Consider the following 23392-nt stretch of genomic DNA (forward strand, 5'->3'; position numbering starts at 1 on the left):
CTCTGCCTCGATTAATCCGGGATCATTATTTTTGATGATGTTCGAATTATTTCTCTTTAGTAACAAGTAGCACACACTCTCTCCACCCTGACGCCCAAATCCAAAACAAACATCCCGTTGATTTCGAAAATGATATGTTATAACGTTTCGTTATCGATGGGAAGATGAACAGCTTAGGTGATGGAGTTTCTATGCAAGCAACGAAGCTACCAATGGAGTGTGAAAATCTGAATGAGATCCGCCAAGGTATCGATTCCATTGATCGTGAGATCATCAGGCTGTTGCAGCGGCGTATGGGGTATGTTTTGTCAGCAGCCCAGTTCAAGCCGGATGAAACGAGTATTCCTGCTCCAGACCGGGTTGCGGAGATGTTGATTGACCGCCGTCGTTGGGCTGAGAAAGAACAACTTTCCGCAGATTATATAGAGCAGCTTTTTACCGGGATTATTCGCTGGTTTATCACTCAGCAAAAGCTGCATTGGCGCGCTGAGCGCGGCTTGCCAGTTGAGGAAGGTGTATGAAGGGCCGCTCTAAATATGCTGGCCTGGAAGCCTGTTTGCAGGAAGCCAAGTCCAGGGTAAGCCAGGGACAGCCAGAGGTTCTGGCATCGTTTTCATCTCCATGTCATAGACGCAACCCAATAGGGTTGTTTGCCTCCGGCTATCAGCATGAAAGGTTCGCGTCTCTGTGGGGTGTGCCCTCTAGAGATGAATATGCTGTGACCTTTGGCTCTGCCTGTGAATTTAGTTGTGCCCCAGGGGAATCTTGGTCTGAAATCCAAGCCAATTGGCAAAAATTGATGTCCTCCGCTGTGGTAAGCGGGGGGCATCGGCCGGTTTTGTGTGGTGGGTTTGCTTTTGATAGCCAAAAAGATTCCTCATCCTTGTGGCAAGACTTTCCCGCAGGGGCGCTTACGTTGCCCGAGTTGACCCTTTACTGTGAAGGGGATCGCAGTTATCTGGTAATGAATTTTATCGTTACCGATCAAACAGAATGCAATCAGACTGCGGAGCGGCTGAAGGCGCGGTGGCAGCATATTTTGTCTCGTAGCTCTGACCTTTCTGCGAATGACAATTTGTTTTCGATGGAGTCTGATTTTAGCCAAAATTATGCAGGCCAAATGGCTTGGCAGCAGCGTGTAGTAGGCGCGGTCGAATCAATCAAGCGCAACGAATTTCAAAAAGTAGTTCTCGCTCGTTCTGAATCACTGAGCGCGGATTGCTGCCCGGGAAGTATTCTCGGATATTTACAAGAATCTTACCCCGATGCCTATTTATTTGCCTTTTCCCGCGGAAAAAGTTGCTTTCTTGGGGCTTCGCCTGAGCGCTTAGCGGCTGGTAAAGACGGGCGTATTAGCACAGTGGCTTTGGCCGGTAGCGCACCTCGGGGAAAAGATCCGGCAATTGATTATAAATTGGGGATATCTCTGCTTGACAGCGATAAGGACCGATTTGAACACGACCTGGTTGTCCAACATCTCCTTTCTATTTTGCGCAAATACTGCCACAGCGTAGCGGAACCAGAACCGCCCCAACTCTGTAAATTAAAGCAAATTCAGCATTTGCTGACGCCTCTAGAGGGCTTGGTGAAAGATGGCGTAAATCTGTTGGATATCTTATCGGATTTACACCCCAGTGCTGCGGTGGGAGGCCTGCCGAGGAAAAAAGCACTGAAGTATATCCGTGAAAATGAAGGCCTGGATCGCGGTTGGTATGCCGGACCTGTTGGTTGGCTCAATGCCGAGGGGGAAGGGGAGTTTGCTGTTGCACTGCGTTCTGCACTTATTACTCCGGGCACGGTAACACTATTTGCCGGTTGCGGCCTGGTTGAGGCTTCCCTTCCTACCCACGAGTATCGTGAAAGTTGCATCAAAATGCGTGTTATCCGAGACGCAATAAGGAGCGTATCTCTTGTCGCCGAAGCCGCAGAATAAATTAGAGCCAATCAGCCCGGCCAGCTTGTTAAAGGATTTAGTTTGTCAGGCTATTGATGCCGATATTAATGGTATTCATCCGCAGGCTGACTTAATTGCACTGGGGCTCAACTCAGTACAAATCATGAAGATAGCTGGTCAATTAAGGCAGAAAAAGATCAAAGTAAAATTTGCTGATCTTATTGCAGTGCCTCAATTGGAAGCCTGGCTTTCTCTACCTCAGTTGGCTACTGGAACTGAAGAAAGTACCAGTGAACATTTATCTGTGCCGGGAGCCTTTGATGAAGGCACTCCCTTTGATTTGGCACCGATGCAACATGCCTATTGGATTGGACGAGACCCGAATCAATATTTAGGGGGCGTTGCCGCACATTTTTATCATGAGTTTGATGGTCAGGATGTAGTACCTGATCGATTGGAACAGGCTGTGCGCTCCCTATTCGAGCGGCATGGGATGCTGCGTGTTCAAATCCTCGATGATGGTCGACAGCAGATTCCCGCAGAAGTGAGCTGGCCCGGTTTAAAGGTTCATGATTTCAGGCATCAGGCTGCCGCAGAAGCGGAGCAGAGTCTTATCGCTGTTAGGGAGCAACTCTCCCATCGGCAGCTGGATATATCGCAGGGCGAGGTTTTTGATGTACAGCTCTCAATGTTACCTGCTGAATTAAAAGCTGGCGGCACACGCCTACATATTAATCTGGATATGGTAGCTGCAGATGCCTTTAGTCTGCGCGTGTTACTGAATGACTTGGCCAAGCTCTACCTGGAACCAGAACAGTCTCTGGTTCCGCTTAATTACAGTTATCCGCGCTACCAGGCTGACCGCAGCGCTCTTCACTCAAAGGAAGAGCGCCGAGCTGAGAAGCAGCAGGCCAAAGAACACTGGCAGGATCGCCTGGCAGATTTGACTGGTGCTCCTCAATTACCCACTGCAATAGGTATTGAGTCTAAAGACACTCGTCGCGTTGTTCGTCGCCACTATAGTCTGTCTGCTGATCGGAAAAACCAGCTAGCGGAATTTGCGAGTCGTCACGGTATTACTTTATCCATGACCTTGGCAGCGGCGCTTGCGGAAGTGCTTACGGCCTATAGCGAAGAGTCAGATTTCCTGCTGAATCTCCCCCTGTTCGACCGGGAATCCCTGCACCGGGATGTCAACTCTCTGGTAGGAGACTTTACTTCTTCGATCTTGCTTGCCTGGCAGGGCAGCCAGAGTGGAACCTTCGTTGAGCGTGCACAGCGTTTACAACACAACTTCCGTCAGGATGTAGCGCACGGGAGTTATTCCGGCGTAGAGGTGCTGCGTGACCTCAGCAGGCAACAGGGACAAACGGTGTTTGCGCCGGTTGTTTTTACCAGTGCGCTTGGGTTGGGAGAATTATTTGGCGAGTCAGTTCGGAGTGCCTTTGGAGATGTCAATTGGATTATCTCCCAAGGGCCACAAGTGTGGCTGGACGTACAGGTTATGGAACTCAAAGGTGGCCTGTCCGTAAACTGGGATGCGCGGGAAGCTGCTTTTGCTCCCGGCGTCCTGGATGGCATGTTTGCCGCCTTTACGCAGTTACTGGAATGCCTGATCGGCAGCCCGGAATTCTGGGCCCAGCCGATACCATCGCTGCTGCCAGCGGAACAAAAGCAGCAGCGCCAGCAGGTAAATTCCACAGCCAAGCCATACCAGCCTCACCAATTACACGAACATTTTTTTAGCAATGCCAAAAACTGCCCAGAAGCAGTGGCTCTCTATTGGAGCGGTGATCAAATCCGTTACGGGGAGTTGGCCCACAGTGCTTTGGCGATGGCCGCGTATTTACAGCTTCAAGGCGTTGAGCCCGGTGATTTGGTCGGTATTTTATTACCCAAGGGACCGGAGCAGATTATTGCAGCCTTGGGCGTATTAGCGGCAGGAGCGGCTTATCTGCCGCTGGGTATAGACCAGCCACCGCTACGTAGAGAGCGCGTGATAAAGCTTGCTGGAGCCAAGCTGGTTATAGATAACTTGTCTGTGCTCTCCGGTGTCGCGCCTTTATCCAAGCCTGTCGTGGGAGAGGCCAAAGGTCTCGCCTATACCATTTTCACCTCCGGCTCTACCGGTGAACCCAAGGGCGTAGAAATTAGTCACGGGAGTGCCTGGAACACAATAGCGGACATTAACACGAGCTTTTCGGTTAACGAAAATGATCGAGTGCTCGCCGTATCAGCATTGGATTTCGACCTTTCCGTTTACGATATTTTTGGGCTCTTGTCCGCCGGCGGTGCATTGGTATTGGTTGAAGAGGAATCCCGGCGGGATGCTGAGCGCTGGCATCAGCTGGTGTGCCAGCATGGCGTTACTGTGTGGAATACGGTGCCGGCGCTTTTGGATATGCTGCTGACCACGGGTGGTAATACCCCAGCTGGGGAGCTGCGCCTGGTATTAAATTCTGGCGACTGGATCAGCCTTGACCTGCCGGAACGATTAAAGCGCGTAAACCCAGGTTGCCGCTTTATCGCTTTGGGCGGGGCCACCGAAGCTTCTATTTGGTCGAACAATTTTGAAGTCAAAGAAGTTGATTCCTCTTGGCGATCTATTCCCTATGGTTACCCTTTGGCCAACCAGCAATTCAGAGTGGTGGATGCCCAGGGGCGTGATTGCCCTGACTGGGTGACAGGGGAGTTATGGATCGGTGGTGCTGGCGTTGCTTTGGGGTATCGCGGTGCTCCCGATATCACCGCAGCCCGTTTTGTGACAGACGAAGGCGAGCGCTGGTACCGCACCGGAGACTTGGGCCGCTATTGGCCGAACGGGTGCCTGGAGTTTTTGGGCCGCGCCGATAATCAGGTCAAGGTGCGCGGACACCGCATTGAACTCGGCGAGATTGAAGCGGCACTGACTGCGCACAAAGGGATTGCGCAAGCGGTCGCACTGCTGACTCAGCGAGGTGTGGTTGCGGTTGTCGTTCTGGAATCCAAATTATCGCAAGGGAATATAAATCCAGAAAAGTGCTTTGTTGATTTGCAGCAGTTGCAGGAACCTTTGAACGATTTGCGGGAGTTCCTGAGTCAACGATTGACCAGCGCCATGTTGCCCAGTGAGCTTTGGTGTCTCACTGAAATACCGCTTACCGCCAATGGCAAAGTTGATCGCGGCGGTTTACAGCAGTTTGCCGATGAATCCCTGTCGCAGTACCAGACAAAGCAGAACCCACCGCAAGGTAAATTAGAGCAGCAGGTGGCTGCCGCCTGGTGCAAATTCCTCGATGTTAATGATATAGCCCGGGACGATAACTTCTTCGCACTTGGAGGTGACTCCCTGTTAGCAACCCGTGTTGTGCGAGATCTGCGCGAGTCTGGCTTTGAAGGTGTCACACTGTCGGAATTATTTAGCCAGCCCAGCTTGGCCGACTTTGCTGCGACATTAGTTCAAGATCCAACTGAGAACCCACAGCGAAATAAAGACACTACCGAAATTACTGTTACACCCTGGCAATCGGATAAGGCCAATCGGTACGCCGCTTTTGAACCTACCGATGTCCAGCGGGCCTATTGGCTGGGAAGGGACCCGGAATTTGTTTTGGGTGGTATCGGTTGTCATTTTTATCGCGAATACGACGTTGTTGATCTCGATCTGGAGCGTTTGGAGTCTGCACTAAATGCGATGATTGCCCGCCATGAAATGCTGCGGGCTGTATTCGACAGTGAAGGTCGTCAGCGCATCCTTGCCGATGTGCCGAGATTTTCCATTGATGTTACAGAGGTAGACCGCGATCCAGCTTCTGCTTTTGCTCAACTGCGACAGGAGTGCGCTGAGCAGGTGTTTGAGCCCAGCCGGTGGCCACTGTTTGATGTCCGTGCTGTGCGCTGTGGGCGCAATACCCGATTGGCTATCGGTTTGGATAATTTGATTCTCGATGCCTTCAGTATTCTGCTGTTTTATCGTGAGTTAAATATTCTTTATCAAAGCCCTGAAACCCATCTACCTTCTATCGAACTCTCTTTCCGCGACTATGTGCGCAATGTATTGCCGCAAACTACCGCAGTATTTGATAGTGATCTTGCCGAAGGTCCCCTGGCTGCCGCAAAAACATTTTGGCAACACAAATTATCGGAGCTGCCTCCCGCGCCTCAGCTGCCCATAGTGCGGGAGCCGGCATCCATTGAGCGCCCGCACTTTGTGCGCCATCAACAGCATATTGATAAGCGGACCTGGCAAAACCTGGTTGCGCGCGCGGCTGAGCAGGGAATCACTCCATCAAGTCTGCTTCTAACAGCTTTTGCCGAGGTGCTTAGTCGTTGGAGCAGTCGCCCTGACCTGAGTTTGAACCTTACCCTGTTTGATCGCCGTGAAGTTCATCCAGATATCTATCGGGTAATGGGGGATTTCACCTCCCTGACCCTGGTGGGTTACCGACCTGAGGCCGGTGACAGCTGGTTGGTGCGAGCGAAAAAAATACAAGGGGAAGTTGGCGCGGCCCTGGAACATCGCGATATTTCCAGTGTTAGCTTGATGCGGGAATTAGCCCGCCGACAGAGCGACGCGGAAGCCACAATGCCCGTGGTCTTCACCAGTGCACTGGGTATTCCCGGTGGCACAGCGGCACCGGAGGATGGGCCTCTGCGGGAACCCATCTGGGCCCTGACACAAACGCCGCAAGTCTGGTTGGATCACCAGGTGGTCGAAGTCGAGGGAGGCGTTTTCTTAAATTGGGATGTGGTCGAAGCGCTTTTCCCTGAGGGGATGTGCGCGGAAATGTTCCAGGCCTATATCGGCTTGCTCCAATGGACGGGTGACGCTGAATGGGATTCCACACCGCCTGATTTATTACCCAAGTCTCAACGGGAATTGAGAACCCAGCTTGAAAAGCGTACCGCAATTGACCCAACAGATAATTTGTCGCAGCGATTTTTCCAGCAAGCAAAAGCGAATCCCGACAATATCGCCTTATATTGGGGTGACGATAATTCCCTGAGTTATGGCGTCCTGGCAGAGCGTGCTTTGCGTATCGCTGCCTGGTTATTGGAAAGTCAGGTTTCATCTGCCGAGGTGGTGGCCGTTAACCTGCCGAAAGGACCCGACCAGATTGCCGCTGTTTTGGGGGTACTCGCAGCGGGAGCTGCTTATTTGCCTGTTGGTATCGATCAACCGAAGGCCAGGCGCGAGTCAATGTTGCGCCGTGCCGATGTAAAAGTGGTACTCGACCAAAGTGCAATTCATCAGGCCGAACAGTTCACTCCTATTGGTGAACCGATTTCTGAGCCTATTGCAACAGAACCTGAGCAACTGGCTTATATCATTTTCACTTCCGGCTCCACGGGCGAACCCAAGGGCGTCGAAGTCAGTCACAGTGCCGCCTGGAATACCATTGCGGATATCAACGAACGTTTCTCTGTTGATGAAAATGATCGTGTACTGGCCATTTCAGCCCTGGATTTTGACCTCTCTGTTTTCGATATTATCGGACTGCTATCTGTCGGTGGTGCGCTGGTATTGATTGATGAAGAGGACCGGCGGGATGCCGAGTGCTGGCATCAACGGGTATGTCACTACGGCATCACCATCTGGAATACGGTACCGGCGCTACTGGATATGTTACTCACTGTCGGTGCAGGTACACCGCCTGGCAAATTGCGTTTGGTATTAAATTCCGGCGATTGGATTGGCCTGGATTTACCCCAGCGCTTAAAACAAGTACAGCCCGAATGCCGTTTTATCGCACTGGGTGGCGCCACGGAAGCTTCTATTTGGTCCAACAGTTTTGAAGTTATAGACGTTGCCCCAAGCTGGCACTCGATCCCGTACGGATACCCCCTGGCTAACCAGAAATTCAGGGTGGTGGATGCCCAGGGGCGCGACTGCCCTGACTGGACAACGGGTGAGCTGTGGATCGGTGGTGATGGTGTCGCCATGGGCTATCGCGCGGCTCCCGAGTTGACCGAAGCGCGCTTTGTTACGGTCGATGGTGAGCGCTGGTATCGCACAGGGGATCTTGGACGCTACTGGCCGAATGGATGCTTGGAATTTTTGGGGCGCGCCGATAGCCAGGTGAAGGTCCGTGGCCATCGCATAGAGCTGGGTGAAATCGAAACCGTATTTAATCGTCAGATGTTTGTGCAGCGCGCGCTGGTGCTAACCACAGAAGAACAACAGCTGGTCGCTGCCGTTGTGCTCGCACCCGAATGCCCACCAACTTTTAGTACTGATGACTTGCGCGAGTACCTTCGCCACCATCTTCCGTCTTATATGGTCCCGGATTTCATTGTGACCTTGCCGGAAATGCCCTTGAGTGCAAACGGCAAATTGGATCGGGCTTCAGTATTAAAGCTCGTGCATGCGGTGGAAAAACCGCAACAGGAAAAAGCGGCTGAGCTGGCAACAGATAACGAGCGCCTGGTCGCACTGATCTGGCAGGAACTTCTTAACCTGCCAGCGATAAACCGCGATCAAAATTTCTTTGAATTGGGTGGCGATAGTTTATTGGCCACCCGGTTTATCGACCGCTTAAAACAGCAACACCGCTTGCTGCTTCCCCTCAGACGTTTATTCGCCTCTCCGAGACTGGCAGATGTTGCCGGTGCCCTAAGTGCAATGAAACCGCTAGTGGATGTTGATCCCGATACGGTGGAAGAGGGTGTGATATGAGCTTGTTGGCAATTTTATTTTTCAGCGATTGGACGGAGTTTTAACCCCATGACGGCTATGGAACTGATCGACGAATTACAAGGGCTTGGGGTGGAACTCTGGACCGAGTCTGAACAACTGCGCTTTCGCGCGGCCAAAGGCCTGCTGTCGGAGCAGCACAAGCAGAGGCTGCGGGAACACAAGTTACAAATTATCGAAATACTGAGCGCTGCTCAAACAGCCGCTGGCAACGACCAGGATCTGGGAGTGGTGGTTGAGGCCGATAGGGAAAATCGGCATGAACCATTCCCTTTAAGCGATGTGCAGACCGCCTACCTGTTGGGTCGACAAAATGCATTTGGCTACGGCGGCGTTGCTTGTCACGGTTACCTGGAGCTGGAGTACCCGGGATTAAATCCAAAAGGTTTACAGGAAGCCTGGAACCAACTCATTGAACGTCACCCGATGTTGCGGGCGGTTATCGAGCAGGAGGGATACCAGCGGGTTCTCCCCCAAGTGCCGCACTACGAAATGAAAAGCCAAGACCTTACCGGTTTGGACGAGGACGCCCTGGAGCTTGCCTTGGAATCGGTGAGAGATGAACTGGGCCACCGCAACTACCCCATTGGTGAGTGGCCCATGTTCGAGCTGCGCCATAGCCGCACAGATAAGGGCCATATAGTGCATTTCTCTATGGATGCACTGATCGCAGACTGGGCCAGTGCAGGAATTTTATTTAATGAGCTCGATCTCCTGCTGTCTCACCCCGGTACAGCCCTGCCGCCAATGGAAATTGATTTTCGTGATTACCTACTGGCCGAACGAAGTTTATTGGACAGCCAGGGCTACCAAAATGATCGTCGCTATTGGTTGGATCGCCTTGAGCAATTGCCGCCCGCACCTGAGTTACCGGTTTTGCCGCCTGCTGCAGAAGCGGAATCTGTACGTTTTAATCGCCACCACTACCGCCTGGACACCGCGCACTGGCAGACACTGAAGCAGCGAGCCAGTACTGCCGGCTTGACCGCGTCGGTTGCCGTGCTGGCTGCCTACGGAGCGGTATTGCAGCGGTGGAGCCGCCAGCCATGCTTTAGCCTGAATCTTACCTTATTGAATCGGCTGCCCTTACACCCTCAGGTTAACCAGCTGATTGGTGATTTTACTTCGGTCAGTGTGTTGGCGATTGGTGATTCCAATGGAAAAACCTTTCGCGATTGGGCGGCAGGCATTGGCGAACAGTTGTTCAGTGATATTGATCACCGCTTGTTCTCCGGTGTGGAAGTACTGCGGGAAATGTCCCGTGCGCGAGGACCCGAGGCCGCATTGATGCCGGTGGTATTTACCAGTGCTATTGGCCTGGGAGATACAGAAAAACCCGCTAGCGGTAGAAAGTCCGGCAGAGGAATTACCCAGACACCGCAAGTCACCCTGGATTGCCAGGTAAGGGATGATGCCGATGGCCTGGAAATTAACTGGGACGTGCGCCAGGGCGTTTTTCCATCGGGCCTGGTAGAGGATATGTTCGCGGCCTTTACCGGCTTGTTGAATGAGCTCGCCGCTGGCGGCGACGGGCAATGGCTTGGCAAATCTCCGGTTTCTTTACCCGAGTGGCAGCAACAGGAGAGGCATCAGGTTAATCAAACCGATGGGCCTGTTCCTTCAGAGCTATTGCATCAGGGCGTATTTGCCCAGGCTGCGGCAACGCCAGAAGCTACCGCCATCATTGATAGCAATGGCAGTGTAAGTTATGGCGACCTGGCAAAAAAAGCGGCGGGTATCGCCAAATCGCTGAGCAAAGAAGGTTTCCAGCTGGGCGGCCGCGTGGCCATTGCAATGCCGAAAGGGCGGGAGCAAATAGCGGCGACCCTCGGTGTGCTCCTGGCTGGTGGTATCTATTTGCCACTGGACGCGGCACAACCGGAAATACGGCTCAATAAACTGTTGCTCAGTGCAGAGGCGGAATACGTCCTGACACTCAGCGACCTCGCCAGCCAAAATAAGTGGCCATCAGAAGTGCAGGTGATCAGTGTAGATACCCTGGCACCTGAAACTGAGATTCCGGTAGCCAGTAATGGTGACCCCGAGCAGCTGGCTTATGTCATCTACACCTCCGGCTCTACCGGCGAACCCAAGGGTGTGATGATTAATCATCGGGCCGCTTTAAATACGGTGCTGGATATTAATCGCCGCTTCGAAGTGGGCCCGGGCGATCACATTTTGGGTTTGGCCCAACTCAGTTTTGATTTGTCGGTCTACGATATTTTTGGCCCCTTGGCAGTCGGTGCGATTTTGGTATTGCCCGATCCGGCCCGCGGTGCAGACCCTTCACATTGGGCGGAGGTCATGGATGAGCACCGGGTGACATTGTGGAACTCCGTCCCCGCGCAGTTGCAAATGCTGGCCACCTATCTGGATACAGAACCTCGGCCGCTGTCTGAATGGCGATTGGCAATGCTATCGGGGGATTGGATTCCGGTTACTTTACCGGAACATATCAGGCGCCATGTGCCCGCACTCAATCTGATCGGCATGGGTGGGGCTACAGAAGCTGCAATCTGGTCCAACTACCACCGTATTGAGCGAGTCGATCCCGCCTGGAGCAGTATTCCCTATGGCGTGCCGCTGACGAACCAGGGCTTCCGGGTGCTGGATAGCCAGTTGCGCGATGCCCCTGTGTGGGTAGCGGGTGAGCTGATGATTACTGGCCTGGGGTTAGCCGATGGTTACCTCGGTGATGCGGCCCTCTCTGAACAGAAATTCTTCTCTCATCCGGTGGACGGTCAGCGCCTTTACCGCACCGGCGATTTGGGCCGTTATTTGCCCGGTGGTGAACTCGAATTCCTGGGTCGTGAAGACGGACAGGTAAAAATTCGTGGACACCGTATCGAACTGGGAGAAGTGGAGTCTGCATTATTGGCCCACCCCGCAGTATCAACAGCAGCGGCGGTGATTGAGAGGAAAGAGGGCGATTCGGGAGCGGACTTAAATCTGTTGGGCTTTGTGGAAAGTCGCCGGATGGATGATGCCGAGCCGGCGGTTATCGATCCCGAGCTGGTAAATTCAGTGCGTCAGTTTGCGCACTACCAGGCGGGCGAGCCGGAAGCTGTCAGTGTCGGCGACTATGTGCAGGCGCTTGAACAAGCGGCCCTGTTGTCGATGCTTCACGGCTTGATGGGCCTGGGGGCATTTACAGATTGCGAGCAGGGATACAGTGCAGAAGAAATTCTTTCACTAGCGGAAGTCCACGAAAAGCATCACTGGCTGGTGCGTCGTTGGTTGGACCTTCTCGTTAATGCGAAGCTGCTCAGCTTATCCACTATCAGCGCCGCTGCTGAGGGAAAATATACGCGTACCCAAGCAGTAGACATCTCTGCTGTTGACGAAGCGTGGAAGCGCGTTGAACAGGGAATTGAAAGCGGTTTTTGTGATCGGGAATTCCTGCAATATCACCGGGATCATGTCGAGTTATTACCCCAGTTACTAGCGAATCAACAAAACCCGTTTGAATTGTTGTTCCCCCAGGGCGACCAGCAGGTGGCTTTGTCCCTCTATCGGGACGATCTCATTGCCCGCTATAACAATGCCGCCGTTGCCGCATTAATTAACCGCATTGCCGCCCAGAGCGATAGAGGGTTAACGGTTCTTGAGTTGGGTGCTGGCACAGGGGCTACCAGTGCGTCGGTTATTCCCATGTTGGATGGATATGAGGTTGACTATCTATTTACCGACATGACCGCATTTTTCCTGACTGAGGCTCGCCGCCAATTTAAAGAATGGCCTTGGGTGCGCTTCGGAATAATGGATCTCAATACAGACTATCGCGCCCAGGGTTTGGCGCCCAATAGTGCAGATGTCATTTTATGTGCTGGGATGCTCAACAGTACTCGAGATCCAGACGTGGCTATTGCCAGTGCAGTCGAATTGCTGGCGCCCAGAGGCTGGTTAATCCTGACTGAGCCAACGGTGGATCACGCCCATATCTTACTCACCCAGGGTTTTATGATGGACCCGGCTGGCGATGATCGCGCTTGTGGTGCGACCAAGTTCCTGTCTATCGAAAAATGGCAATCGCTGTTAAAAGCCCATGGTGCCGGCCAAGTACTCTGCCTGCCGGAAGATGAGCATCCTTTGTCGGCTTTTGGTATGAACTTATTGGCCGCGCAGATGAAAATTGATCGGCAATATTTGAGTGCCGGGAAGCTGCGGGACTTTTTAGCGAATAGATTGCCCGCGCATATGGTGCCCGCTCATTTACAAGTTCTCGACCAGCTGCCGCTCACCGCCAATGGCAAAGTCGATCGCAAAATGCTCGCCGGTTGGCGCCCTGCGACTGGCGATGCACAAGAGGCCGCGCACTCAGAACAGATGGACCCTCTGGAAACGGCTCTGTGCAAACTCTGGGCTAATGCACTGGGCCTCGATAATGTGGGCCGACAGGACAGCTTTTTCGATCTCGGTGGTGACTCGCTGATTATGGCGCGGGTTGCAGGGCGCTTGTTGGAAGAGATTCCCGAGGCAAAATCGTTTACTTACGACGCCTTGTTGCGCCACATGCTCAATGGACCGACGGTTGGTGCATTGGCCAGAGCACTGAGAGCCGAGCCGGATGCCGCTGCCGAGGAACACGCAGACACTGATAGCGACAACCTGGTTGCAACTACCCGCGAGGGCAGCAACTCCTTGATGGTGCCTTTCAGCCGTAAGGGCGAGGGTAAAGGGGCATCCAAAGAAGAGGCGCCGGTGCGGATTATGTTCCATGCGGCCCTGGGTACCCTGGATTACTTCCAGCACCTGGGCAAAGCGCTTGCGGCCCAGGATCTGGGCCCGGTCATTGGAATTGCCGTCGCCGATACAGAAGCGTATCTGTCCATTGATGCCAAAGAGTTAATCGAGCGCACCGCCGATGATTACGCCCAGAGAATTATCGACGAGGGCTATCAGCGTTGCCAGTTAATTGGCTATTGCTTGGGCGGTCTGCTGGCGACGGAAGTTTCGCGCAGACTGCTGGAGCGCGGTGTCGATGTGATTGACCTGAGCCTGATCGACAGTATCCCAATGTTTGTGGATACCGATGAAGAGTTGGCTTTTGAAGCGATTTTTGCCCCCAACCTGAATCTCGACCCGGTAAAAGCGGTATTTGGTGAGCATATCGAGAGCGAAGATATTTCCCGCGCGATCGAGACCTTAATGCAGAAACACAACGGTCGTGTTCCCGCCGGTGCAATGGCAGAACTCGATGGTGATGCCGGGCTTAAAGCGGTAGCGGAAGCCGTGCGGCAGCGCTCTCAACTCACCCAGGAACAGCGCCTTGCCGATTATACCGAGATGGCCTCTGCCCAGGCGGGTGTGCCGGTTGAAGCCGCGATGATACCGGGGCTTTTCCGGGTGTGCCGACACAGTATGCGCGCTGCCTGTTTTGACCTGCCTCCCTATATTGGCGATATGACCTACTTGCGCTGCCAGGAGGAGCAATCCTTCGGTGTCACTGCCGGCGTAGGCCATATGGCTGCGCCTTATTGGCAGGATGTTTGTCTGGGTGATTTTGAATTAATCGATGTGCCGGGCAATCACTTCAGCGTGATGGAGCCGCCGCAGGTTGCCACTGTCGTTGAGCACTTGGCAAAACCGTTACAGCGCGGTAAAGCGGGCGAATAGATGGCTGAGCACATTTTGCCAAATTCCAACTTGCGAAAGTCCAACCTGCGGGAACTGATGCGTCCATTTCGTGGCCTCGTGTGGCTGGGGGTGGCGCTCGGTGCCTGTGGTGCACTCACTTCGCTGATCCCTTTTATTGGTATCGTTGAGTTGGCTCGCCTGTTCCTTGCGCCCGATATCAGTGATATTGCCGAGGCGATTATTCCCGTTGTATTCGCGATAGTTGCCGGGCTGGCGATGGGCTGGATTTGCACCGTAATTGGTTTGTGGTTAACCCATATTGCCGACCAGCGTATGCAGGCGGAACTGCGACGTGCCCTGGTGCGGAAATTGGGGCAGGTGCCTCTGGGTTGGTACAGCGAGCACACTTCCGGTGCGGTCCGCAAGGCCGTGCAAGATGATCTCGATGATCTCCACCATATGGTTGCGCACCATCAGGTGGAGTTGGCCGCTGCGTTTGCACTGCCGCTGGCGGGCTTGGGCTATTTATTCTGGCTCGACTGGCGCTTGGCCCTGTTAGCGGTAGTTACCCTGCCAATTTACCTAGTGTCCTACGCCTGGATGATGCGTGGTTTCGGGGAAAAAATGCAGCAGCTGGATAAGGACTTTGGCCGGGTCAGTGCTGCGATTGTTGAATTTGTCCACGGTATTGCGGTGGTCAAGGTTTTCTCTCAAACCGGTCGCGCCCACAGGAATTACCAACAGGCCGTGGAAGATTTTAGTCGCCGTTATACAAGCTGGGTTACACCGCTTGTGCGTCTGGAGGCAGTCACCTCTCTGGCCCTATCGGTGCCGGTCATCATGTTGGTGAGTCTGGGAGGGGGCGCCTGGTTGGTAGTGAATACAGGCATTCAGCCAATCGATGTTCTTGCAACCACACTGATCGCGGTAATGATTCCTCAGACCATCCTGACTTTGAGCCAGGGATTAACCGCCCAACAAAAAGCCAAAGCAGCCGCAGCCAGGATTGACCAACTATTGGAGGTTGCGCCCTTGGCTGTGACTTCTGAACCCAAAGAGCCCAAAGATGCAGGGCTGCTCTTTAAGCAGGTCAGCTTTGCCTATACCCAGGATCGGCCGGTATTAAGCGATATTACTTTGCGCTGTCGCCCCGGTTCGATCACAGCTTTGGTTGGGAGTTCCGGTGCCGGGAAATCCACCCTGGCCAAACTAGTTCCCCGTTTTTATGACGTGACCCAAGGTGCTGTGCTTCTGGGGGACGTCGATGTCCGTGATATTGCTCCAGACAATTTATATCGACATGTGGGTTTTGTACTTCAGGAGACCCAGCTGTTGGCTGGCACTGTGGCAGACAACCTGCGCCTTGGGCGCCCGGATGCCAGTGACCAGGAGCTGGAGGATGCAGCGCGCAGTGCCTGCATTCATGAACATATTTTAAGTTTCCCCCAAGGTTACCAGGCGGTTATTGGCAAGGATGCCTTTTTTTCTGGTGGAGAAGCGCAGCGCCTAAGTATCGCGCGCACGCTTTTAGCAGATGCCCCTGTGTTGATTTTGGATGAAGCCACAGCCCACGCAGATCCGGAATCCGAAGCGCAAATTCAGCAGGCATTATCCTGCCTGGTGCGCAATCGCACGGTACTGGTGATCGTCCATAAGCTGCACACCATCACCGGTGTCGACCAGATTGCGGTCCTGGACGGCGGCCGCTTGGTTGAATGCGGAACTCACCGGCAATTGTTGGCTGAGGGCAAGCACTACGCGGAATTATGGTGTTTGTACAACAGTGCCGAACAGAGTGAAAAAGCAATGAGTGGTGAGGCTCAGGTTATTAGCGGGGTCTCATCATGATTCGCAGTTTGCTCGCCATTCTCGGACCTGCGCATCGCCTTGAAGTTGGCATTTATGCGGTATGGCTTCTCGCCTATGGGGTTTTGCAGGGAATCGCGGTGACACTTCTGGTGCCTCTGCTCAGCTCACTGTTGGCCTCTGAGATGCAGGCGGTTGGCTTTTGGTTGATCGCTCTGTTCTCGGTTGTTGCGATCGCCTGCGTTGCCCGTTACCAGCAAACCATTAAAGGGGCTGCGCTGGCCATTCTGGTATTGAAAACCCTGCACAATCGATTGGGTGAACACCTCTCTCAACTTCCTCTGGGTTGGTTTAACTCCGAAAAAGTGGGTCGTGTATCTCGCAGTGCAACCGGGGGCACCTTGATGGTGACCAATGTCTTTGCACATTTGCTACCCCCTGTTGTCAGCGGCGTTGTCACTCCGCTTACCGTGGGGGTGGCGATGTTGTGGTTTGACTGGCGCTTGGGGCTGACCGCTTTGTTGTTTGTGCCCCTGATTTATATCGGCCATCGCTGGTCCGCCCAGTGGATAGGCGCCATGGAAACAGAAGTGGATGCTGCCGGTGCTCGCGCCAGTAGCCGGGTGGTGGAGTATGCCCGCAACCAAGCGGTACTCAGGTCTTTTGGCAAAAATGTCAGCGGTTATCCCCCGCTGGAAGAGGCGATTGCCGGGCAAAGCAGAGCCGCTGGGTCCATGTTACGGCAGACCTTCCCCCGTTTGTTTGCCGGTGGATTTATGGTGCAACTCGCCTTTGCCGCAGTGATTGCCGTGGGTATTTGGCTCACGCTCAATCAACAACTTCCCCCTATTGAATTGGTGGCTTTGCTAGCTTTGGCGGCCCGATTTACCGGTCCTCTGGCGGAACTCGCCGGGCGCAGTGGTCTGCTGCGCATGGCCGGTAATGATTTGCACAGACTGGCCGCTATCTTTTTTGAGCAGTCGCTACCTGAGCCATCCAGATCTCAGCCTTTTACCGAGCAGGGTGGGTTGGTTGAATTTTCAAATGTGAATTTTAGCTACGAGTCGGGGCAACCGGTATTAAAGGATCTTTCCTTTAGGGTTTCTCCGGGTACCACTACAGCGATAGTCGGTGCATCAGGCTCGGGTAAAACCACCATCACCCGTTTGTTATTGCGTTTTTTTGATACCGACCAGGGCCAGGTAAAAGTGGGCGGGGTGGATGTGCGGCAACTGCGCACAGAAGACCTGATGCGGCAGATCTCTATCGTTATGCAGGATGTGTATCTGTTCAGCGACACCCTGGAAGCGAATATTCGCTTGAGCTGTCCCGAAGCCAGTCAGGAAGAACTGGAACGTGTGGCGAAACTGGCTGGCGTGGATGAGATTATCGAGCGTTTGCCCCAGGGATGGCAGACGCAGGTAGGTGAGGGGGGCGCTGCACTTTCTGGTGGCGAACGCCAGCGGGTTTCTATCGCCCGTGCCCTATTAAAAGCTGCACCTATTGTTGTGCTGGATGAAGCAACAGCAGCACTCGATCCGCGCAATGAAAAGTACCTGAACAGTTCCCTGCAGCAATTAAAACAAGGGTCCACTGTCATTGTGATCGCCCATCAATTATCCACCATTATGAACGCGGATCAAATAATCGTACTTGAAGAAGGTGCGGTGGCTGAAGTTGGCAATCACCGCAAGTTGTTATCCCAGCAGGGTCTGTATGCACATTTTTGGCAACAGCGCAGTCAAGCTACTGGCTGGCGTTTGGTTGAGTCCGATATGGAGGTAAGCCTATGACAATTGCGATTTTAGGTGGTTATGGCGATGTGGGTGCAGCGGTTACCGGTTATTTACAGTCCCTCGAGTTGGGTGCTATGCGTATCGGTGGTCGCAACGCACATAAACAGCCGCTATCCAGTGATTCGGTAATTTCTTATCAGACGGTGGACTACCTGGATGCAGCCTCACTGGATCAGTTTGTATCTGGCTGCGAGGTTCTGATCAATTGTGCAGGACCTTCACATTTAATTGGCGACAGGGTTGCCAAAGTTGCGGCACAAGTGGGAGCAGCCTATATCGATGTTGCTGGCGATGAAGCCCTCTATGAGCAACTCGATGGATCCTATTACCAGAGCCATGGACTGACCGCAGTTTTATCAGCCGGCTTACAGCCGGGGCTCAGTAGTCTGCTACCACGCTGGCTGGCAGAGCAGGAGTTTTCACAGGTAGAGAGCCTGATCAGCTATTTCGGCTTGCGCGATCGATTTACCGATGTCGCCGCCGATGATTATTTGCAAGGTGCCAATGAACAGCACAGTAAACCCTTGGCAGCCTGGCGCAATGGACGCCGGGTGAGTGGAATATTGAAACGCCGTTCCGATGTCGAGCTGCCCTTTTTTCCTGAATCTACCACTGTGCTTCCGTATTTAAATAGCGAGGGCGAGCGCCTAGCTCAGGATTTATCCCTCTCTGATGGTGATTGGTATAACGCGGTTAGCGGCTCTTATATTTTATCCGCCTTTAATACTGCCCATGGTTTTAGCCGCGATGAAGCGCGTGCAGCCCTGTGTCGGGCCAGTGAACTGGATCTGGCGGGGCGCGATCCCTATGCGCTGATGCTTTTGCAACTTACCGGTAAATACAACGAGCAAGAGCGCACTCGCACAACTGCGTTGCGGGGCACTGGCAATGCAGATCTAACAGCAGCGGTAGCCGCAGTCACCACTATGGCTGTACTTCGCGATGAAATCCCACCGGGTTGTCATTACTGCGCCCAAGTATTGCCGCCGGCATTGGCGATGGAACGCATGTCGAAGATTGGGGCATTGAGTTTTTTAACCACCCTGGAAACAAGTATTGAAGATATGGTGTGCCTTGAGGAGGGAGCCATTTGAAAAACCTAACACCTCCACCCGCCGATACCGCCCATGAGGCTGGGCTGGCAGCTTTACCCGCTGAGCTTGCTACAGACAGTGGTTTGGCAAAACTGCCGGCTGCAATGCAGAGGCTTGAGTTCATCAGCCTGCGGGCGATTATGGAGTTATTTTCCTCCAGCGGAGCGCTGACTCCAGAGAGTGTTGGGCGCGGCAGTGAGGAAATTATTAATACGCTAGGTGCGGCCTGCCGACACCACTGGCTGGTTCGCCGCTGGCTGGTGGCCTTGGTTGAACGAGAGTTTTTGAGGCTCAGTAATGGCAACTACTCCTGGGAGCAAATTCCTGAGAGTGCAGTCGGAGCAGATAAATTACCGGAGGCCTACGGTGCGCTGGGATTCCCCCCTGAAATGGCCGAGTCACATCAAAAGCTCCTGACGCATTTGTCTGAACTGGTGCGGGATCAAGTCTCCATTAATCAACTGCTGTTCGAGAATGGAGAAATACTAACCGCATTGGCCGCCTACCAGAACAACTGGTTTACGACTTATCTCAATTATGCGGCGGCAAGCATTGTAAAACAGGCTGTTAAACCCGGCCCTATGTTAAGAGTGCTCGAATTAGGCGGTGGAGCGGGTCTAACCACTGCTGCAATTTTAGATACTCTGGCTGGCAGGCCGATTAATTATCGTTTTACGGATATATCGCCTCTTTTCACCACTGCTGCCCAGAAGAAATTCCGCAATCACATCGGTTTGCGTTGCAGCCTGCTCGATATCAATGCGGATTTCACTGCGCAGTCAATCCCTGCAGCCAGCACCGACATTGTTGTGGCTGGCAATGTTTTGCACAACGCCGCTCATATTGGCCAGACCTTACAGCGTATTCGTCGTTCTCTGGTCACCGGTGGCTGGCTGTTGTTTAGCGAATCCACTCGGGAAAACCATGCCATGTTAACGGCAATGCAGTTTCTTCTTTCTCCCGCAAAATCGGAGCCTCTTCTGGGGAGCGAAGACCGGAGAGGGGGAACCGACCAGGTGTTTATCGACAGCACAGCATGGCAGGAAGAACTGGTTAAGGCCGGCTTTGAGGTTAAGTGTTTCTTACCTGCATCGACATCGCCATTATCGGTCGCGGGTCAAACTCTATTTTTTGCGATAGCTGTTTAAGGAGCTGTAATGAAAAATGAAGTAATAACAGCGGAAATCTTAAGTGGATTAGAGCAGTTGGGAGAAGCGCCTGCATTATCCCTTGATGGTCATGAGTGGAGTGGTAACCAGGTACTGGCCTGGACAAAATTCGTGGCAGAAAACCTGAGTGAGCAGCTGGATATTTTGCAAGGTAAAGCACTGCTATTACCTGCCAATAGTTGCAAAGAAGAAGTTCGACTGCTTTTGCACTTGGTGGCGCTAAAGTTGGGGATCGGGTTTGAAAATGAAGCCCCGACTAATGCAGAGGGTGAGCCCCTGGCAATTAAAGTACAAACCCCAGATTTATTGAAAATTGATCTAGAAGAACTTTCCCTATTGTTAACAGACAAGGGGCTGATAGAGGCTGACACCGCTGAAGCATATTTCACACTGTATAAATCCCAACAAGAGTCGCTAAGGGTTCTTCAGGGCAGTGTAGGGGTATTTTCCGATCTCAATAAATTTTCTCGATTTGCCATTTTTGCAGCATGGAGTTGTGGGCTTGCGGTCTATTTGCAGTCGCCTGAAATCAATCCCGCAAAAGCACTGGTCGTTTTGGAGCGCTTGGGGTTTAGCGGGGTAACACTGCCGGCAACTTTATTAAAGGGGTTGGTCGCACATCCCGCAATTGCCCTGACAAACCTGAAAAATCTGCAATGTCTGCTCTATGAAACTGAAGTATTACTGGCACAACCCCTGTTACAGAATGCTCGGCGCGTATTAGCCAGTGAGATAGCTGGTTGGGTCTGTAGCGAGACAGATATAGAACCTGTTGCAAAGGCGGAGCAGGCGTTGACCCATAAACTTGCGGCCATCACCGAGAGTGTTGCGAAACATCCCGCTGTCGCCAACTCTGCCACTGTGCCCCTAACCGGGGGCGACCGCTGGGCTGTGTTTGCACAAGCTAAGGTACAGGAGAAGATACAGGACAAGCCTGGCATGCCCGATATGGCTGGGTTATTTGAAGGGATCAACACCGAGCTGGATACAGAATTTGCCCATATTGACTTGGAACATGCGGTAAAGGTTACCGAACAGCTTAACGCTACCGCTTTGCTATCTATGCTGAATGCCTTTAGTCACCTGGGACTGTTTTGTGATCAGCACTCAGTACACAGTTTGGCAGAGATACTCGAAATCCCACCGGTTGCTCAACAGCACCGAGCCTTGATTAAACGTTGGATCAGGGTTTTACAGGAGCAACAGTTACTTAGTGCTGACGGTGACAGCTGGCGTGTCGAGGTTGATCCTGATAACTACAGTGATACCGCTCTTGCTCAGGCCTGGGGTCAATTGGAACAGGATTGGCGAGCACTCTCTGGAGCAAGCAAAACGATCGATTACGCCCGCGCTAATGCGGAGCAATTGCCAGATTTGATTCGAGGCAAAGTCCAGGCTGTGCACCTGCTGTTCCCCCGTGGTAGCACTGAGTTGGCGAGTGCGCTCTACCGGGAGGGTATCGCTGCCAGGTACCAACAGCGTGCAGTCAGTGCTCTATTGAAGTCCATTTTAAATAACCGGGAAGGGCAGCCACAGCCCCTGAAAATTTTAGAGGTTGGTGCAGGCACCGGCGCGACAACCCAGGCCCTCTTGCCCGTGTTGGACGGTGCCAGTGGTCATATTCAGTTTGATTACCAGTTCACGGATATCTCTGCGGCTTTTCTCGACAGCTTTTTCGCACAACATGGTGATCAGGAGCAACGCCCCTGGTTGCGCCGTGGTTTGTTTGATATTGATCGTCCGTTGCGCAGCCAGGGATTTTCTCCCAATAGCTTCGACGTAGTTATTGCCGGTGGTGTTTTTAATGCCGCTCATAACACAGATGCCTCACTGCGAAGAGTGGCTGAGTTATTGCGCCCGGGAGGTTGGTTCATTATGACCGAGCCAACCAGTGAGGAGTTCTGGGTGATGGCTTCACAGGCATTTATGTTGGTCGATGCCGTCGACGAGCGCACGGATTCCGGTGCAACATTTCTGTCACTTTCCCAGTGGCACAATGCCCTGGAGGCTGCCGGATTAGAGTTGGCTATGGATTTGCCTGTATCTGAACACCCCCTATCCAGGCAGGGACATCGCTTCTTTGCCTGTAGAGCCAAGCAACATCAAATGCGACTGTCAGCAGATTGCCTGGCCGAATATCTCGATCACTTTAAGTCAGAAATTTATATCGAAGTTTTGGACCAATTGCCTTTGACTCTTGAGGGGCAGATAGATAAGGACCAATTAGAGAAATGGGCCGTGTCCATGGCTGAAAACCGGGGAGAGTCAAATGGGAATTGATAACCGCAAGCGGGTTGTCGTTGCAGGGACAGGTTTTGGTCGTATTTATCTCGAAGCCCTGACATCGTCCAGATTACCCGGCCGAGAACATTTTGAACTCTCTGGATTATTGGCTCGTGGCAGCGATTATTCCAGGAGCTGTGCCGAGCAATATGGAGTACCGCTCTATACCGAGGCAGAGCAGGTCCCCGATGATATCGATATTGTGTGTGTTGTTGTGCGTTCTGGTGCAACCGGGGGCGAGGGTTCTGAAATAGCACAATCGTTTCTTAAACGAGGCATTCATGTATTGCAGGAGCATCCGGTCCACACCAAGGAAATTACCGCCAACCTGCTAGCTGCAAAGCAGGGGAATTCGGCCTATGCCGTTAACACCCTCTACCCCAATTTGCGCCCCACCAGGCAGTTCCTGGCTGCGGCAGAATACTTGCGTCGGCACCAGCGCCTGGAAATGATCGATGCTATTTGCAACAGCCAGATGGCCTATCCGCTATTGGATGTTATTGGTCGTGCAGTGGGCGGGCTTCGCCCCTGGTCTTTTAGCGAGCCGGTGCAACCAGAGGGCCATCCTTTTCAAAGTCTGTCGGCTACCTTTGGTGGTGTGCCCATGACTTTGCGTATTCAGAATCAGGTTCATCCACAGGACCCTGATAATCATTCCCTGCTATTACATCGGCTTGCTATAGGTGGCGAGGCTGGGGTTTTGACTTTGACTGATACTCACGGCCCAGTGCTCTGGAATCCCAGGTTGCATTCGCCAAGGGACCAAACCGGCCGGCTTATTTTAAAGGGCGAGGGTACAGAGCGGCTGGCCGTTCCCAGCATGGTTACCCTGGGCGATACGGAAATGCGTAGTTACCACGATATTTTTGCCCTCACTTGGCCGGAGGCGGTTATTGAGGCTCTGCATTCCCTTTGTACTGATATCGCACAACCCGAGAAGCGCAAGCAAAGTGGTCAATGGGCATTGAGTGTCTCAATGGCGTGGAGTGATTTAACGGCCCGAATCGGTATGCCGACTTTGATCCAGCCAGGGGAACCGGAGCCGGTATCAGTTCAGGCACTCGCGGATATTGTCGGCCAGGCTTGCGACTAGAGTTTTA

The 23392-nt window shown here is 53.0% G+C and carries 10 protein-coding genes; all 10 read left to right on the plus strand.

What is annotated here, in order from left to right; translation table 11 throughout:
- Nucleotides 1-191: 191 nt before the first annotated feature.
- From ACJJI5_RS12165 to ACJJI5_RS12210, 10 genes are read left to right on the plus strand one after another with little or no spacing between them, the layout of a single operon-like run.
- On the plus strand, nucleotides 192-521 hold the full coding sequence (locus tag ACJJI5_RS12165) for an isochorismate lyase (RefSeq protein WP_444908227.1): 330 nt from the start codon (nucleotides 192-194) through the stop codon (nucleotides 519-521).
- Complete coding sequence (locus ACJJI5_RS12170) at nucleotides 518-1933, plus strand: isochorismate synthase (protein ID WP_445354146.1); 1416 nt, start codon at nucleotides 518-520, stop codon at nucleotides 1931-1933. The genes ACJJI5_RS12165 and ACJJI5_RS12170 overlap by 4 nt, the downstream gene beginning before the upstream one ends.
- Nucleotides 1911-8549: a non-ribosomal peptide synthetase gene (locus ACJJI5_RS12175; protein ID WP_445354147.1), complete on the plus strand. Its 6639-nt coding sequence runs from the start codon at nucleotides 1911-1913 to the stop codon at nucleotides 8547-8549. The genes ACJJI5_RS12170 and ACJJI5_RS12175 overlap by 23 nt, the downstream gene beginning before the upstream one ends.
- Before the next feature lie 48 nt (nucleotides 8550-8597).
- A complete protein-coding gene (locus ACJJI5_RS12180; RefSeq protein WP_445354148.1) occupies nucleotides 8598-14183 on the plus strand; it encodes a non-ribosomal peptide synthetase in 5586 nt (1861 codons plus the stop codon).
- Entirely contained in the window at nucleotides 14184-15992 is a 1809-nt protein-coding gene (locus ACJJI5_RS12185) for an ABC transporter ATP-binding protein (protein ID WP_445354149.1), read from the plus strand.
- Nucleotides 15989-17743, plus strand: a complete 1755-nt coding sequence (locus tag ACJJI5_RS12190) for an ABC transporter ATP-binding protein (protein ID WP_445354150.1) — start codon at nucleotides 15989-15991, stop codon at nucleotides 17741-17743. The genes ACJJI5_RS12185 and ACJJI5_RS12190 overlap by 4 nt, the downstream gene beginning before the upstream one ends.
- Entirely contained in the window at nucleotides 17740-18840 is a 1101-nt protein-coding gene (locus ACJJI5_RS12195) for a saccharopine dehydrogenase NADP-binding domain-containing protein (RefSeq protein ID WP_445354151.1), read from the plus strand. Before ACJJI5_RS12190 ends, ACJJI5_RS12195 begins: the two co-directional genes overlap by 4 nt.
- A complete protein-coding gene (locus tag ACJJI5_RS12200) occupies nucleotides 18837-19988 on the plus strand; it encodes a class I SAM-dependent methyltransferase (protein WP_445354152.1) in 1152 nt (383 codons plus the stop codon). Before ACJJI5_RS12195 ends, ACJJI5_RS12200 begins: the two co-directional genes overlap by 4 nt.
- A 9-nt stretch (nucleotides 19989-19997) precedes the next feature.
- Nucleotides 19998-22289 carry a class I SAM-dependent methyltransferase gene (locus ACJJI5_RS12205; protein ID WP_445354153.1) on the plus strand — a complete coding sequence of 764 codons (2292 nt, stop codon included), beginning with the start codon at nucleotides 19998-20000 and terminating at the stop codon, nucleotides 22287-22289.
- Nucleotides 22279-23385: a Gfo/Idh/MocA family oxidoreductase gene (locus ACJJI5_RS12210; RefSeq protein WP_444941690.1), complete on the plus strand. Its 1107-nt coding sequence runs from the start codon at nucleotides 22279-22281 to the stop codon at nucleotides 23383-23385. Before ACJJI5_RS12205 ends, ACJJI5_RS12210 begins: the two co-directional genes overlap by 11 nt.
- Nucleotides 23386-23392 lie beyond the last annotated feature (7 nt).

It is taken from the genome of Microbulbifer maximicatervae (SeqCode), from assembly GCF_052467955.1.